Origin of the sequence: Kribbella sp. HUAS MG21 (assembly GCF_040254265.1) — a bacterium.
Taxonomy (GTDB): domain Bacteria; phylum Actinomycetota; class Actinomycetes; order Propionibacteriales; family Kribbellaceae; genus Kribbella.
Window position 1 is genome coordinate 6617813 of sequence record NZ_CP158165.1, and the last position, 14185, is coordinate 6631997.

13 protein-coding genes are annotated in these 14185 nt (G+C 70.2%); 6 read left to right on the forward strand and 7 right to left on the reverse strand.

Features of this window, described 5'->3' with window-relative positions; translation table 11 throughout:
- Positions 1-137 precede the first annotated feature (137 nt).
- A complete protein-coding gene (locus ABN611_RS31925) occupies positions 138-992 on the forward strand; it encodes an LLM class flavin-dependent oxidoreductase (protein ID WP_350275989.1) in 855 nt (284 codons plus the stop codon).
- 70 nt (positions 993-1062) lie between these two features.
- On the opposite strand, the gene ABN611_RS31930 is transcribed toward ABN611_RS31925, so the two are convergent.
- Positions 1063-1266 carry a cold-shock protein gene (locus ABN611_RS31930; RefSeq protein ID WP_134100749.1) on the reverse strand — a complete coding sequence of 68 codons (204 nt, stop codon included), beginning with the start codon at positions 1264-1266 and terminating at the stop codon, positions 1063-1065.
- A 435-nt stretch (positions 1267-1701) separates the two neighbouring features.
- Between ABN611_RS31930 and ABN611_RS31935 the strand changes: the two genes are divergently transcribed.
- On the forward strand, positions 1702-1974 hold the full coding sequence (locus tag ABN611_RS31935) for a protealysin inhibitor emfourin (protein ID WP_350275990.1): 273 nt from the start codon (positions 1702-1704) through the stop codon (positions 1972-1974).
- Positions 1975-1978: 4 nt separating this feature from the next.
- Here ABN611_RS31935 and ABN611_RS31940 read toward each other — a convergent pair whose 3' ends face one another.
- The 3 genes from ABN611_RS31940 to ABN611_RS31950 are packed head-to-tail and all read right to left on the reverse strand — an operon-like array spanning position 1979 to position 5393.
- Positions 1979-3433, reverse strand: coding sequence for a beta-N-acetylhexosaminidase (locus tag ABN611_RS31940; RefSeq protein WP_350275991.1), 1455 nt, complete (start codon positions 3431-3433; stop codon positions 1979-1981).
- A 42-nt stretch (positions 3434-3475) separates the two neighbouring features.
- Complete coding sequence (locus ABN611_RS31945; protein WP_350275992.1) at positions 3476-4216, reverse strand: fructosamine kinase family protein; 741 nt, start codon at positions 4214-4216, stop codon at positions 3476-3478.
- A complete protein-coding gene (locus ABN611_RS31950) occupies positions 4191-5393 on the reverse strand; it encodes an MFS transporter (RefSeq protein ID WP_350275993.1) in 1203 nt (400 codons plus the stop codon). The genes ABN611_RS31945 and ABN611_RS31950 overlap by 26 nt, the downstream gene beginning before the upstream one ends.
- Before the next feature lie 58 nt (positions 5394-5451).
- Here ABN611_RS31950 and ABN611_RS31955 point away from each other — a divergent pair, with 58 nt between their 5' ends.
- Both ABN611_RS31955 and ABN611_RS31960 read left to right on the forward strand, forming a co-directional pair.
- Positions 5452-6126 carry a CGNR zinc finger domain-containing protein gene (locus ABN611_RS31955; RefSeq protein ID WP_350275994.1) on the forward strand — a complete coding sequence of 225 codons (675 nt, stop codon included), beginning with the start codon at positions 5452-5454 and terminating at the stop codon, positions 6124-6126.
- 181 nt (positions 6127-6307) lie between these two features.
- Positions 6308-6724: a VOC family protein gene (locus ABN611_RS31960; RefSeq protein ID WP_350275995.1), complete on the forward strand. Its 417-nt coding sequence runs from the start codon at positions 6308-6310 to the stop codon at positions 6722-6724.
- Between the two features lie 55 nt (positions 6725-6779).
- On the opposite strand, the gene ABN611_RS31965 is transcribed toward ABN611_RS31960, so the two are convergent.
- A complete protein-coding gene (locus tag ABN611_RS31965) occupies positions 6780-7514 on the reverse strand; it encodes a phytanoyl-CoA dioxygenase family protein (RefSeq protein WP_350275996.1) in 735 nt (244 codons plus the stop codon).
- Positions 7515-7584: 70 nt separating this feature from the next.
- Between ABN611_RS31965 and ABN611_RS31970 the strand changes: the two genes are divergently transcribed.
- Positions 7585-8403, forward strand: coding sequence for an AraC family transcriptional regulator (locus tag ABN611_RS31970; protein ID WP_350275997.1), 819 nt, complete (start codon positions 7585-7587; stop codon positions 8401-8403).
- Here the strand turns inward: ABN611_RS31970 and ABN611_RS31975 are convergent.
- Positions 8369-9232, reverse strand: a complete 864-nt coding sequence (locus tag ABN611_RS31975) for a DinB family protein (RefSeq protein ID WP_350275998.1) — start codon at positions 9230-9232, stop codon at positions 8369-8371. The genes ABN611_RS31970 and ABN611_RS31975 overlap by 35 nt on opposite strands.
- 64 nt (positions 9233-9296) lie before the next feature.
- On the opposite strand from ABN611_RS31975, the gene ABN611_RS31980 reads away from it, so the two are divergent.
- Entirely contained in the window at positions 9297-10238 is a 942-nt protein-coding gene (locus ABN611_RS31980) for a WYL domain-containing protein (RefSeq protein WP_350275999.1), read from the forward strand.
- On the opposite strand, the gene hrpA is transcribed toward ABN611_RS31980, so the two are convergent.
- Positions 10235-14155: an ATP-dependent RNA helicase HrpA gene (hrpA, locus tag ABN611_RS31985; RefSeq protein WP_350276000.1), complete on the reverse strand. Its 3921-nt coding sequence runs from the start codon at positions 14153-14155 to the stop codon at positions 10235-10237. The genes ABN611_RS31980 and hrpA overlap by 4 nt on opposite strands.
- Positions 14156-14185: the final 30 nt, after the last annotated feature.

Genomic DNA, 14185 nt, shown 5'->3' on the forward strand with positions numbered 1-14185 from the left:
CACGCCTCGCTTCGGCGCGCCTCCGTTCTGTTGTGTCGGGGACAGGTGCCCTAGAGCTGCCGGGCCTTACGACCGTGTCGGAGATTGGGTGAAAACGCAACAATCGTGGTCCCGGCCACACTCGGTAGGGTGCGGGCATGCGTTTCGGGATCGCGATTCTGCCGGAGTACCGCTGGCCGGACGCCGCGCCGCGGTGGCGGCGGGCGGAGGAGTACGGCTTCGACCATGCGTGGACCTACGACCACCTGACCTGGAGCGGTCTCCAGGACTCGCCGTGGTACGGGACCACGCCCACCCTGACCGCGGCCGCGACGGTCACGTCGACGATCGGGCTCGGCACGTTCGTGACGTCGCCGAACTTCCGGCACCCCCTCGGGCTGACCCGCGACATCCTCGCGATCGACGACGTCTCCGGCGGCCGCTTCCTGTGCGGGATCGGCGCCGGCGGGAGCCTGGACGCCACGATCCAGGGCGGCCCCGAGCTGACCGGGCGGCAGCGGCAGGACCGCTACCAGGAGTTCGTCACGCTGCTGGACACCCTGCTGACCACCGACGGCGTCGACTTCAAGGGCGAGTACTACGAGACGCGCAACGCGCGGACGCTCCCCGGGTGCGTGCGGCAGCCGCGCGTCCCGCTCATCCTGGCGGGCAACGGCCCGCGCTCGCTGCGGTTCGCCGCCGAGCGCGGTGACGGCTGGATGACGACCGGGGGAGACCGCGGCGACCTGGACACCTGGTTCCGGTCGGTCGCGGACCTCAGCCACCGCCTGGACGACCTGCTCGAGGGCCGGCACCTGGACCGCTACCTGTCCCTCGACTCCGCGGTCTACGCCCTCTCCAGCCCGGCCCTCTTCGAGGACGTCACCGGCCGCGCCGCCGCCCTCGGCTTCACCGACGTGATCGTCCACTGGCCCCGCGCCGAGGGCGTGTACGCCGGCGACGAGGCCGTCCTGGAACAGATCGTGTCGGACGTCCTGCCGGGGTTGCGCTGACATGACGAAGGGGCCGCACACCGTGTGGTGTGCGGCCCCGACGCTGGTTGCTAGAAGGGTGATCCGAGGATCAGATCGCGCGGATGTTCTCCGCCTGCAGGCCCTTCTGGCCCTGGGTGATCTCGAACTCGACGCGCTGGTTCTCGTCCAGCGAGCGGAAGCCCGACATCTGGATGGCCGAGTAGTGCGCGAACACGTCCGCACCACCGTCATCCGGGGTGATGAAGCCGAAGCCCTTGTCAGCGTTGAACCACTTGACAGTACCGACAGCCATTGTCTATCTCCTCGATGGCTATTTAACAATCCGCGACCCACACCTCATGAGCCGCGCGTCGCCGAAAGGCCCCAGACGACAGACCGGCCATGCAGCACAGCAAAAGTCAGGGAGTCCAAAACTGCAACGCCATAACTGTAGCCGTTCTGCGGGCTGATGGTAGGGGTGAGCACAAACACGTGTCGCTGATTGTCGCCAATCGTTACCCTGCGTGCGCACCCGTTCCGGTCCGTCGCGACGCCTGCCCGGAACCGGAAATCCCGCCGCGACCTGCTGTTTCGCGGGCGGCGGCGGGTCCGGGACGTTGGCAACGAAGGACAATGGACCGGTACGCCGGGTAATGGACGCCTGTTCCTGATCGAATTTCCCGGCGTGTCGCGCGACTCTGGACAGGTACGGCCGGTTGCGCCGAGTGCAACAGCGAGGAGAACGGCGATGATCGTCACGGTGACCCGCAGTGGTGGATTCGCGGGGCTGATCCAGCAGGGCGAGCTGGACACGGACGGCCAGCCGGACGCGGACCGGCTGGAGGCCGCGGTCCGGGCGCTGGACGCCAGGAATCTCGGGACCGGCCGCCCGCAGCCGGACCGGTACGTGTACCGCCTGGAGGTGCGTGACGCCCCGGACGCGGACGCCACGCAGCACACCGTCGCCGAGCAGGACGTGGACGCCACCACGGCCTGGCTGCTCGACCGCGTCCTCGGCTGAGCGGCTAGCGCCAGTCGATCTCCGGAGCCCGGTAGAAGTTCACGCCGAGCACCTCCCAGCGTGGCGCCTGCGCGGCGAGCCGGTCCTTGTACGTCGCCCAGTCGAGCGCGTCCTCCGCCGACCAGCCGAGCTCCGCGATCCCCGGTAGCCGCGGGAAGACCATGAACTCGACCTTCGCCAGGTCGTCGAGCGTCTCGGTCCAGAGCGGCGCCTCGACGCCGATGACGGCCTCCGCGGGCACGTTCGGGATCAGCGTGGCCGGGTTCCAGTCGTAGGCCTGCTGCACGCTGACGAGGCCGGCCCACTGCAGGCCCAGCGGCGTCTCCTCGTGGTACTTCATGTCCAGGTAGGCGCGGTTCGCGGGGGACAGGACGAGGCTCGCGCCCTGCTCGACGGCCTTCAGCGCGAGCGCCTGCGCCTTCTCGTCCTCGGTGCCCCAGTACTGCACGACGGTCCCGGCCGGCAGCGGGCCGTCCGCGATCTCGTGCCAGCCCATCACCGTCTTGCCCTGCTTGACGACCAGCTCGGCCGCCTTCGGAACGAACGTCAGGTAGTCCGAGTGCGGCGTCGAGTGCGCCTCGTCGCCGCCCAGGTGGACGACCTCACCCGGCGTCTGCTCGGCCACCTCGCGGAACACGTCGTCGAGGAACTCGTACGTACGGTCCAGCCCGACCGTCAGCGTGCTGAACCCGACCTTCGTCTCGGTGTAGAGCTTCGGCGCCACGCCGTCCGGGTTGAGCTCGGGGTACGACGCCAGCGCCGCGTTCGTGTGCCCCGGAGTGTCGATCTCGGGTACGACGGTGATGTAGTGCGCGGCGGCGTACCGGACGATCTCGGCGTAGTCGGCCTTCGTGTACGCGCCGCCGGCGCCGCCTCCGACCTGCAGGCTTCCGCCGTACTCGGTGAGCCGCGGCCAGGAGTCGATCTGGATCCGCCAGCCCTGGTCGTCGGACAGGTGCAGGTGCAGCCGGTTGATCTTGTAAAGCGACACGAGGTCGATGAAGTGCTTCACCTGGTCGACGGGGAAGAAGTGCCGGGTGACGTCGAGCATCACGCCGCGGTAGCCGTACCGCGGCGTGTCGGTGATCGTCGTACCGGCGATCTCCCACGGCCCGTCCTGGGCGGTGCCGGCCTCGGCCTTCGCGGGCAGCAGCTGGCGGAGTGTGGTGACGCCGCGGAACACGCCCTCGGCGGTCGTGGCCTTGATCGTCACGCCGGAGGTGTCCGCGCAGAGCTCGTAGCCTTCGGCGCCGAGGGACTCCGGGCCGTCGGTGGACAGGGTGATCGTGCCGGTCCCGTCCTGGACCGGCAGGGCGTAACCGGTCGACCGGCGCAGCCGGGCGGCGAGCCCGTCGGCGATCGTCCGGAGGGCGGGATCGGTGAGGCCGATGGTGGCGTCGGGCGGCAGCGTGAACGTCTCGTCGGGGAGCGCCTGCTGCGCCGTGGGCTGCGGAATCATGATCGAGAGTTTTCGCGTCCGGCCGACTTACGTCAAGAGGCTTCAATACCGGTGGGCGAGCTCGACGGCCTGTGCCACGTAGCCGCCGCCGAACAGCACGACATGGACCAGCAACGGATGCAGTTGGTGGAGCCCGATTCGGTCCCGCCAGCCGTCGGCCAGCGGGTGTGCCTCGTCGTACGCCTGCAGTACCCGCTCCAGCCGGGGAAGGCCGAAGAGCGCGAGCATGGCGAGGTCCGTCTCGCGGTGCCCGCCGTGTGCGGCCGGGTCGATCAGGTGGACGCCGCTCGGTGTCCAGAGCACGTTCCCGGACCACAGGTCGCCGTGGATCCGGGCCGGTCCGTCGGACGGGTCGTCGTACGTCCCGGCCTCGAGCCGCGTGCAGACTCGCTCGAAGCCGTCGAGCCGGAGGCCCTGGTCGTGGGCGGCCCTCAGGTACGGTCGCAAGCGCAGGTTGGCGTAGAACTCACCCCAGGATGTCGGCGAGGCAGTGTGCGGCAGCGGCAGTGTGCCGATGTAACCGTCGCCGTCCCAACCGTCCGGCGGTACGCCGAAGTGGCTGGCGCCGGCGTCATGCGTGACAGCGAGCCGCCGACCGAACTCCTCCGCGGCCGCTTCGGTCGGTGGACAACTGTCGAGCCTGGTCGTCGTGAGGCGGTCGGGCGCGACGTCGAGCGGCTCGGCCACCGGCACCCCGCCCGGTACGGCGAGCCACCGCAGGCCGGCCGCTTCGACCTCGAAGAATCCGGCAGGCGCGTCAGGCCGGCTCTTCACAAAGCTCATGCGCGCACTCTGGCACGGCCCTGCGGCGCCGGGCCACCAGGGGCTCGCACAGCATCACCAGAGCGGCCGCCGCGGTCAGCAGGCCGCCGACGAGCGCGACGGCCCGGACCGTCGTGGTGTCGATCAGCGCTCCGCCCACGAAGGCGCCGGCCGCGATGCCGATGTTGAACGCCGAGCTCGTCCCGGCCGACGCGATGTCGGTGCTGCCCGGGGCGACCTGGAGCGTCCGGCTCTGGACCGCGACCGCAAGCCCGCTGAACGCCAGGCCGATCACCGCGATCAGCGCGACCGTCACGATCTTGAACTGGCCGAGCCCGTACAGCGCCAGCAGCCCGACCGTGATCAGCCCCAACGGGCAGACCGTCGAAGCCCACGGGTAGCGGTCGAGGAGGCGCCCGACGATCAGCGTCCCGGCCAGGCCGCCCGCTCCGCTGGCGAGCAGCATCGGACCGAGCGCGCCGGACGAGAACCCGGTGATGTCCAGCAGGAACGGCGTGACGTAGGTGTTGAACGTCAGGAACCCGGTCACGCCGACGGCCGAGGCGACGATCAGTACGACGTACCGCCGCAGGTCGGGGGAGCTGCCGCGACGGGACGGGCTGTCCTGTACCTCGGCGCGCGGCAGCAGGGCCACGATGCCGAGACACGCGGCTGCGCCGAGCGCGGTCATCACGAAGAATGGCACCCGCCAGCCGGCGTGCTCGCCGAGGAGCGTGCCCAGCGGGATGCCGAGGATCGGCGCGAGCGCGGTCCCGATCGCGAGCCTGGCGACCACCCGGCCGCGGAACTCCGGCGGGAACAGGCTGGTCGCGATCGGGGGAGCGATCGACCAGAACAGCGCTTGCGACAGGCCGATCACCAGCCGCGCGGCGAACAGCAGCTCGTACGACGGGGCGACGGCGGAGAGCGCGGTGGCGACGGTCAGCACCCCGAGCGTGCCGGCCAGCACCTGGCGCCGGGGCAGGTGATGCGTCAGCCGCGCCAGCGGGATCGAGGCGAGGACGACGACGGCCGCGTACCCGGTGACGAGCAGGCCGACCTGCGAGCGCGAGCGCCCGAGATCGTCCGCGATCACGGTCAGCAGGCCGATCGGGAGCACCTCGATGGTCACGAACGAGAACGTCGAGACGCCGAGGAACGCCAGCGCGGCGTTGGCCCGGCGGGTCGGGAGGGGCATGGGTCACCTGATCCGAGTCGATCCCAGTAAAAGCTCTGTCAGTGGTAGCGTCTCACCCATGACCGACAGTTCTCACGCGGAATTCCGCATCGTGGGCGGTCACCCGGCGCTCGACCTCGTGAACACGGTCAGCCCGCGGCTGCGCGGCGGCGAGCCGGCGCACGACTACCTCACCTCGCCGGCCGAACTGCTCGCCTGGAGCCGCCGGATCGAGCTCGTCGACCTGCGCGACTACAGCGCCGTCGAGGGCACCTGGCGGTCCGCGCCGGAGCTCGCCGCGAAGGCGCTGGGCGCGACGCTGGAGATCCGCGAGGCGACGTACGACGTGCTCGCGCCGCGCGCCGAGAGCGCCGCGGTAGCGGTCGACGGCGTCAAGCGCACCGAGGCATCCGCCTTCGAGCGCTTGATGCTGCGCTGGTCGGCGGCGGCCGCCCGGTCGATGCTGATCCCGGACCCGGCGCGGTCGCGCGGGGTCGCCGAGCTGGTCGTCGGTACGTCGCCGGCGCAGCTGATCCCGGACCGGCTCGTGGTGGCCGCGGTCGAGCTGGTGCGGACGGTGGAGCTGCGCCAGCTGCGGGCGTGCCCGGTCGCGGACGGCGGCTGCGGCTGGCTGTTCCTGGACCGCAGCCGGAACCACTCGCGGCGCTGGTGCGCGATGGAGGACTGCGGGACCCGCGCCAAGATCCGCAAGCTCGGCGAGCGCCGACGTGCTACCGGCGTACGCCCGGATTAGTGGTAGAACCGTCGAATCTTCACTGTCAGCGATCGGCTCACAACGCGAGAACGCGTGTCGAAAGGTGCCAACTGTCCCCGGAACCTGTCATCGTAGGCGGCCGGGCCTTCCGACCAGAGGGCCTCGAGGTGTGCCTGCTCCGGACTGGGAGCAGGCTGACGCAACAGAAAGTGGAGAACAGATGACGCAGGTGGCAGAGCAGCCGGGCAGTACTGCCGGGCGGCTCGGCTCGGTGGTCCTGGAGTGCCAGGACCCGCTCGAGCTCGCCCAGTTCTACTCGGCGCTGCTGGGGCTGGAGATCGACGAGAACGGTGACGACGACTGGCGGAGCCTGACCGGCCCCGGCTCGTCGTTGGGCAACTCGTCGCTGGCCTTCCGGCGTTCGGAGGAGTACGTGCCGGCCACGTGGCCCGGCACCGACGCGCAGGACCTCCATCTCGACCTGATCGTCGAGGACCTCTCGAGCGGCCACGCCACCGTGGTCGCCCTCGGGGCCGAGCCGCTCGACCCGCTGGACCCGCCGCCGGCCGAGAACGCTCGCGGCTGGCGGATCTACGCCGACCCGGCAGGTCATCCGTTCCGGATCTGCCTCGAGTGAGTCACCGAAGGCCCGCCCCCACTGGAGTTCGCGCAGCGGGGCGGGCCTTCGCATGTCAGGCGCCGCGGAACGGGAAGTGCCGTCCCTCGACGTACCGCGGCCGCGGCTGGTAGCTGTTCACCCCGGGCTCGCCGCGCAGGTGGAAGGCGCTCGGGTACGGCGTCTCCGGATCGGTGATCCGCGTCGACGTCGGGATGTACCGGATCGTCAGCCCGCAGCGCCGGTGCGGGGAGGTGTTCGCGTTGCTGCCGTGCACGATGTTCGGGTGGTGTACCTCGACGTCGCCCGGCGCGAGCACCATGTCGACGGCCTGCGACTCGTCGACCTCGACCGCGATCTCCTTGCCGAGCACGCTCTCCACCGCGGTGTTGTCGCGCATCCCGGCCACCTCCGAGCGGTGACTGCCCGGGATCACCCGGACGCAGCCGTTCCCCGGCGTCGAGTGGTCGACCGCGAGCCAGAGCGTGACGACCTCCATCGGGTCGAGCGGCCAGAAGGCGGCGTCCTGGTGCCAGAGCACCGGCTGGCCGGAGTACGGCGGCTTGGAGATGTAGTGCGAGGCGAACAGTGCGATGTCCGGGCCGACGAACTGCTCGGCGATGTCGACCAGCCGGTCGTCGCTCACCAGCCGGACCCAGAACGGATCGTCCTTGAGGTAGACGTGCCCGAGCTGCTCGGGCCGTACGTCGGGATGGCGGGCCTGCAGCCACTCGACATGATCGTTCACCTCCTTGATCAGGTCCTGGTCGATGACGTCGCGGAAGATGACGTATCCGTCTGTTTCGTACATGCCTTCAGCGTGCTGGTGCGGAAGCCGCGCGGACTAGCAACGGTGCGACGCGAATTTGTACTGTCGTGACATGGACCAGCTGCTGCGGTTCGAGGCGCACGCGTTCGGCCGGCCGTACCACGCGGCGCGGGTGCGGATCCCGGCGCGCGCCCGCGACACCGAGCTGCACACGCACGCCGACTTCCACGAGTTCATGGGCGTCGTGTCAGGCAGCGGCGAGCACCTGCTGACCAGCGGTGTCGAGCAGCTCCGCGCCGGCGACGTCGTCCTGGTCCGGCCGAGCGACCGGCACGCGGTCCGCGGCTCGGCGCCGGACGGGCTGGAGTTCGTCAACGTCGCGTTCCCGAGCTCGATCTGGCAGGGGTTCCTGGACCTCACCCGGACCGCGACCTGGTCGTCGCGCGGACCGGTGAGCTTCCACCAGCCGGCCGCCGTACCGGTCTTCGAGCGCGCCCTCGACCGCTTCCAGGACGACCCGACAACGTACGACCTGCTGCGTTTCTGGATCGACGTCCTCGACCTGCTGGTACCCGGCGACGCAGGACGTCCCGGCGTACCCGACTGGCTGGCCAAGGCGTGTACGGCGATGCGCGCCGAGGACAACCTCCGCGGCGGTGTCCCGCGGCTGCTCGAGCTCGCCGGCGTCAGCGCGGCGCACCTGTCCCGCTCGATGCGCGCGGCGTACGGCGTGACACCGACGACGTTCGTCACCGACCTGCGGCTCGAACACGCCGCCTCCTTGCTAGCGGCAACCAACACCACGATCGCCGACGTCGCGGCCCGCTGCGGCTTCAGCAGCCAGTCCTATTTCACCCGCTGCTTCACCGCGGCGCACGCCCTGACGCCGCGCGAGTTCAGGCATCGCTCCCAGCGTGCGTTCGTGCCGTGAGGTAGTCGGCGGCCTCGGTCTGCTGGAACCAGTTCGCCCAGCCGAGGACGTCGGCGTCGTACCGCGGATCGGTCAGCGACACGTCCGCGCCACGCTCGACCAGGAACCGCAGCGTGTCGAGCGATCCGGTGCCCGCGGCGAGGTGCGCCGCGGTGAACCCGTCCGCCGTCCGCGCGTTGACGTCGAAGCCCAGGTCGGCAAGCTGGGGAACGACGTCCCAGCGCTGTGCGGCCGCTGCCTCGGCGAGCAGGGCCGGGTGTTCGGCGGGTGTGCGCTCGCCGGCGAGGGCATCCGCGAACGGGTCCTCGGCGCGCGCTCCGCGGTAGAAGTCGCGGACCGCGCCGACTTCCGCGCCGTGGTGGATGAGTTCGTCCAGGATGTGCAGCGCGAACGACGTGCCGTCGTGCTCGGCGTACGGTCCCGCGACGGCGCCCATCGGCCGGGACAGGACGTCCTCGGTGAGCGCGGCCAGCCGCCGGCGCCAGACGTCGTACGCGTGGTCGAGGGCTGCCAGCGCGGCCGCGGCCGACCCCGGCACCGGCGGTTGGCCGTCGTCAGCCGCGGGCTGCTGGCCGAACCAGGTCGCCGTACGGTCCTCCTGCAGGATGTCGACGATGTGGGTGATCCGCCATGCCAGGGTGGTGAACGGCGCTGGCTTCGGCGGGATCGCCGCCCCATCGGCCACGAACCCGTCCGCGCTCTCGTGGATCGACCAGCAGCCGTCGAAGGGCTCCCAGAAGTACTCCTCGTCGGTCAGCCCGGTGAGACGGTCACGAAGGCGCTGCCAGGCGAAGTCGGACAGGTCCAGCAGGTGCTCTGTGGTGGTCATGTCCTCACCGTAGGCTGACCTGCGGACAGGATCGGTCCGCAGGTCGGGGATACTTGGTCGGGAGATGGACACCGCGACCCGGCTCCTCCGGCTGTTGTCCTTGCTGCACTCGCGTCCCCAGTGGGACGGCGCCGAGCTGGCCGCGAGGCTCGAGGTCACGCCCCGGACCGTACGGCGGGACGTCACACGGCTCCGTTCCCTCGGCTACCCGATCGACGCCGAAGCCGGGATCGGCGGTGGCTACCGGCTCGGGCCGGGCGGCCGGCTGCCGCCGTTGCTGCTCGAGGACGCGGAGGCGGTGGCGATCGCGGTCGGCCTGCGCGTCGCGACGACCACAACGGTGTCCGGGGTGGAAGAGGCCGCGCTGTCGGCGCTGGCCAAGCTCCACCAGGTGCTACCGGCTCGCCTGAGCGAGCAGGTCGACGCGATCGCCGCCCACACCACGCAGCTGCCCCAGGGCGAGCTGCCGGCGGTCGACGGCGACGTACTGGTCACGCTGGCGGCCGGCTGCCGGCACGTCGAGGGGATCCGGTTCCGCTACCGGACGCACGACGGGAGCCAGTCCGAGCGCAGCGTCGAGCCGTTGCAGATCGTGCACACCGGGCGCCGCTGGTACCTCGTCGCGCGCGACCGCGACCGGCAGGCCTGGCGGACGTTCCGTGTCGACCGCATCACCCAGCCGGTCCTCACCGGGTCGCGGTACCGCTTCGACGACCCGCCGGACCCGGTCGCGCTCGTTGCCCAGGGCACCGCGATCACCCCGTGGGACATCGTCGCCCGGCTACGCGTCCACGCTCCGGCCACGACCGTCGTCAAGCGGATCCCGCCGAGCCAGGGCGTGGTCGAGGAGATCGACGAGGACACCTGCGAGGTCCGCTTCGCCGCCAACGCCCTCGGCCCGTTGATCACCCAGGTCGGCTGGATCTCCTGGCCCTTCGAGATCCTCGATCCACCCGAGCTCCGCGAGGCAGTCCACGAGCACGCCCGCCGGCTGCTCGACGCCTAGCTCTCCGCCAGCGCCTTCCGGATGCGCTTCTCGGAGACCGGGTACGGCGTACCGATGGTCTGGGCGAACAGGCTGATGCGGAGCTCCTCGAGCATCCAGCGCACCTCGAGGAGCTGCGGGCTCGGGTACTTGCCGGTGGGTACCGCGCGGAGCTTCTTGCGGTACTCGTCGATGAGCATGTCGACCACGGCCATACCGGAGCGGTCCCGCGCCGCGTTCGCGCCGAGCTTGTCCAGGCGCTGCTCCATACCGCGCAGGTACCGAACCAGGTCCGGCAGTCGCTTGGCGCCGGCCTCGGTGATGAAGCCGGGATGCACGAGCCCTTCCAGCTGCCCGCGGACGTCGGACAGCGCGGCGAGCAACGCGGGACTGGACGCGCGAGAGATCTGCTTGTCCACGGTCCGTGCGTGCCCCAGCACCTGCTCGACCTGCTGCAGGATCGTCAGCACGGTGTCCGCGAGCTCCGACCGTACGGCATCCCGCAGGATCGCGAAGGCGGTGAGATTCCACGCCGGACCGCCCGCGGCCGCCATCAACTGGTCGACGGCCGCGGCGATCGCGTCGTCGAGCAGCTCGCCGACATTCCGATGCGGGCCCGCCATCAGCGTCATTTTCTGCTGGTTGCTCAGGTTCCGCTGGACGACGTCGATGACCGACGGCATGGTCAGCAACAGCAACCGGCGGGTGCCTGCCCACATTGCCGCGTCCTGGTCGCGCTCGGTCTCCTGCAGCCGGATCGCGACGCTCTTGCCTTCGTCGACGAGCGCCGGGTAGCCGGCCACGGTCAGCCCGTTGCGGTGCTCGGAGAAGCTGCGGGGGAGGTCTCCGAACGTCCAGTCGGTCAGGCCGGACTTCTCCAGGCCGCTGACCGCCTTGGACGCGACCTGCGAGATCGCGGCCTTCGTCTTCGGCTTCAGCTTCTCCTTCAGCTTCGCCAGGTCCTTGCCTTCGGCCACGGTCTTGCGCTGGTCGTCCTCGACCCGGAAGGTCATCCTCAGGTGCTCAGGTACCCGCGTCCAGTCCCAGTCCGCCGGCTCGATGACGACGCCGCGCAGCTCGCGCAGCGCCCGGGCCATCGCGTCGGTGAGCGGACCCGAGGCGGGGTCGAGCTCGGGAAGGATCTGCCGCGCGTGGTCCGGCGCCGGCACGATGTTGCGCCGGATCGCCTTCGGCAACGACTTGATCAGTGTCGTGACCAGCTCCTCGCGGAAGCCGGGCACGGTCCACTCGAACCCGTCCGCGGTGACCTGGTTCAGGACGAGCAGCGGGATGTGCACGGTGACACCGTCGGCGTCCGTGCCCGGTTCGAAGGCGTAGGTGAGGTCGAACGTCATCCCGTTCTGCGTCCAGTGCAGCGGGAACTCGTCCTCCTTCACCTCGGCGCCCTCGCGGACGACCAGCGAGCGCTCGAAGTCGAGCAGGTCGGCGTCGCGCTGCCGGGCCTTCTTCCACCAGGTGTCGAAGTGCCGCCCGGTGACCACCTCGGCGCCGATCCGCTCGTCGTAGAAGGCGAACAACGTCTCGTCGTCGACCAGCAGGTCGCGGCGCCGGGTGCGTTCCTCGAGCTCCTCGACTTCCGCGATCAGTTTGCGGTTCTCGTGGAAGAACTTGTGGTGGGTGTCCCAGTCGCCTTCGACCAGCGCGTGCCGGATGAACAGCTCGCGGGACACCTCCGGGTCGACCTTGCCGTAGTTCACCTTGCGCCGGGCAACGATCGGCACGCCGTACAGCGTGACCTTCTCGTAGGCCATGACAGCGCCGGCCTTGCGTTCCCAGTGCGGTTCGGAGTACGACCGTTTGATCAAGTGCGGGGCCAGGTCCTCGGCCCATTCGGGCTCGATCTTCGCGTTCACCCGGGCCCACAGCCGCGACGTCTCGACGAGCTCGGCCGCCATCACGAACTGCGGCGGCTTCTTGAACAGCCCGGAGCCGGGGAAGATCGCGAACTTCGTGCCGCGCGCGCCGAGGTACTGGTGCTGGTTCGCCGGGTCCTTCATGCCGAGGTGGCTGAGCAGGCCGGACATCAGCGAGATGTGCACGCTCTGCGGGTCGGCCGGCTCGCCGCTGTTCAGCTTCACGCCGATCTGGGAGGCGACCTGGCGGAGCTGGGCGTAGATGTCCTGCCACTCGCGGACGCGCAGGTAGTTCAGGTACTCGCTGCGGCACATCCGGCGGAACTGATTGCCGGACAGTTCCTTCTGTTGCTTCTTCAGGTAGCTCCAGAGGTTCAGGTACCCGAGGAAATCGCTGTTCGGGTCGCGGAACCGGGCGTGCGCCTGCTGGGCCTGCGCCTCGGCATCCGTCGGCCGCTCACGCGGGTCCTGGATCGAGAGTGCGGCGGCGATCACCATCACCTCACGGACGCACGCGTGCTTGTCGGCCTCGACGATCATCCGGGCCAGCCGCGGGTCGAGCGGGATCTGCGCGAGCTGCCGGCCGATCGGGGTCAGCCGGCCGCCCTTCGGGGTGTCGATCGCGCCGAGCTCGGTGAGCAGTTGCAGGCCGTCGGTGATGCTGCGCTTGTCCGGCTCGTCGATGAACGGGAACGCGGCGATGTCGCCGAGCCCGATCGCGGTCATCTGCAGGATGACCGACGCGAGGTTCGTGCGCAGGATCTCCGGGTCGGTGAACTCCGGGCGGTTGGTGAAGTCCTCCTCGGAGTACAGCCTGATGCAGATACCGTCGCTGGTCCGGCCGCTGCGGCCCTTGCGCTGGTTCGCGCTGGCCTGCGAGACCGGCTCGATCGGCAGGTGCTGGACCTTGGTGCGGTGGCTGTACCGCGAGATGCGCGCCGTACCGGGGTCGATGACGTACTTGATGCCGGGGACGGTGAGCGAGGTCTCGGCGACGTTCGTGGCGAGCACGATGCGGCGGTTCGAGTGCGGCTGGAAGACGCGGTGCTGCTCGGCGTTGGACAGCCGGGCGTAGAGGGGGAGTACTTCGACCGCGCCCGGACGGCCGCGTTGCGCGGCGTACTTGTCGTTGAGCGCGTCGGCGGTGTCGCGGATCTCGCGCTCACCGCTGAGGAAGACCAGGACGTCGCCGTCCGCCTCGTACTCGAGCTCCTCGACGGCGTCCAGGATCGCCTGGGTCTGGTCGCGGTCGATCGTCGACGGGTCGTCGGGGTCGTTGACCGGGCGGTACCGGACCTCGACCGGGTAGGTCCGGCCGGAGACCTCGACGATCGGCGCCGGGGTACCGTCCGCGGCGGCGAAGTGCGCGGCGAACCGCTCCGGGTCGATGGTCGCGGAGGTGATGATCACCTTGAGGTCGGGGCGGCGGGGGAGCAGCCGCTTGAGGTAGCCGAGGATGAAGTCGATGTTCAGGCTGCGTTCGTGCGCCTCGTCGATGATGAGGGTGTCGTAGCGGGTGAGGTCGCGGTCGCGCTGCAGCTCGTTGAGCAGGATGCCGTCGGTCATCAGCTTGACCAGCGAGCGCTCGCTGACCTTGTCGGTGAACCGGACCGCGAACCCGATCGTCTCGCCCAGCTCGGTGCCGAGCTCCTCGGCGATCCGCTCCGCGACCGTGCGCGCGGCGAGCCGGCGGGGCTGGGTGTGCCCGATCATCCCGTGCACGCCGCGGCCGAGCTCGAGACAGATCTTCGGGATCTGGGTCGTCTTCCCGGAGCCGGTCTCACCCGCGACGACCACGACCTGGTGCTCCCGGATCGCGTCGGCGATCTCGTCCTTCAGCTGGCTGACCGGCAGCTCTTCCGGGTAGCTGATCTCCGGTACGGCGGCCCGCCGCACCTCGACCCGCCGCTCAGCCTGCTCCACCGCACCCACCACAGCGCGCAGCTCACCGGCCCGCTTCCGAGCATCCGACGTACGCCGAACCCGCTCCAGCCGCCGCCCCAACTGCTCCCGGTCGTACGCCGTCAACCCGTCGAGCCGCTGCAGCACCGTACCCAAACTCAACTCACCATCGCCGTCCTGCTGATCGGTGTG

What these genes read in the sequence shown, in the direction of transcription:
- ABN611_RS31925 (WP_350275989.1), top strand. Translation starts at nt 138, where the DNA reads ATGCGTTTCGGGATCGCGATTCTGCCGGAGTACCGCTGGCCGGACGCC.
- ABN611_RS31930 (WP_134100749.1), bottom strand. Translation starts at nt 1,266, where the DNA reads ATGGCTGTCGGTACTGTCAAGTGGTTCAACGCTGACAAGGGCTTCGGC.
- ABN611_RS31935 (WP_350275990.1), top strand. Translation starts at nt 1,702, where the DNA reads ATGATCGTCACGGTGACCCGCAGTGGTGGATTCGCGGGGCTGATCCAG.
- ABN611_RS31940 (WP_350275991.1), bottom strand. Translation starts at nt 3,433, where the DNA reads ATGATTCCGCAGCCCACGGCGCAGCAGGCGCTCCCCGACGAGACGTTC.
- ABN611_RS31945 (WP_350275992.1), bottom strand. Translation starts at nt 4,216, where the DNA reads ATGAGCTTTGTGAAGAGCCGGCCTGACGCGCCTGCCGGATTCTTCGAG.
- ABN611_RS31950 (WP_350275993.1), bottom strand. Translation starts at nt 5,393, where the DNA reads ATGCCCCTCCCGACCCGCCGGGCCAACGCCGCGCTGGCGTTCCTCGGC.
- ABN611_RS31955 (WP_350275994.1), top strand. Translation starts at nt 5,452, where the DNA reads ATGACCGACAGTTCTCACGCGGAATTCCGCATCGTGGGCGGTCACCCG.
- ABN611_RS31960 (WP_350275995.1), top strand. Translation starts at nt 6,308, where the DNA reads ATGACGCAGGTGGCAGAGCAGCCGGGCAGTACTGCCGGGCGGCTCGGC.
- ABN611_RS31965 (WP_350275996.1), bottom strand. Translation starts at nt 7,514, where the DNA reads ATGTACGAAACAGACGGATACGTCATCTTCCGCGACGTCATCGACCAG.
- ABN611_RS31970 (WP_350275997.1), top strand. Translation starts at nt 7,585, where the DNA reads ATGGACCAGCTGCTGCGGTTCGAGGCGCACGCGTTCGGCCGGCCGTAC.
- ABN611_RS31975 (WP_350275998.1), bottom strand. Translation starts at nt 9,232, where the DNA reads ATGACCACCACAGAGCACCTGCTGGACCTGTCCGACTTCGCCTGGCAG.
- ABN611_RS31980 (WP_350275999.1), top strand. Translation starts at nt 9,297, where the DNA reads ATGGACACCGCGACCCGGCTCCTCCGGCTGTTGTCCTTGCTGCACTCG.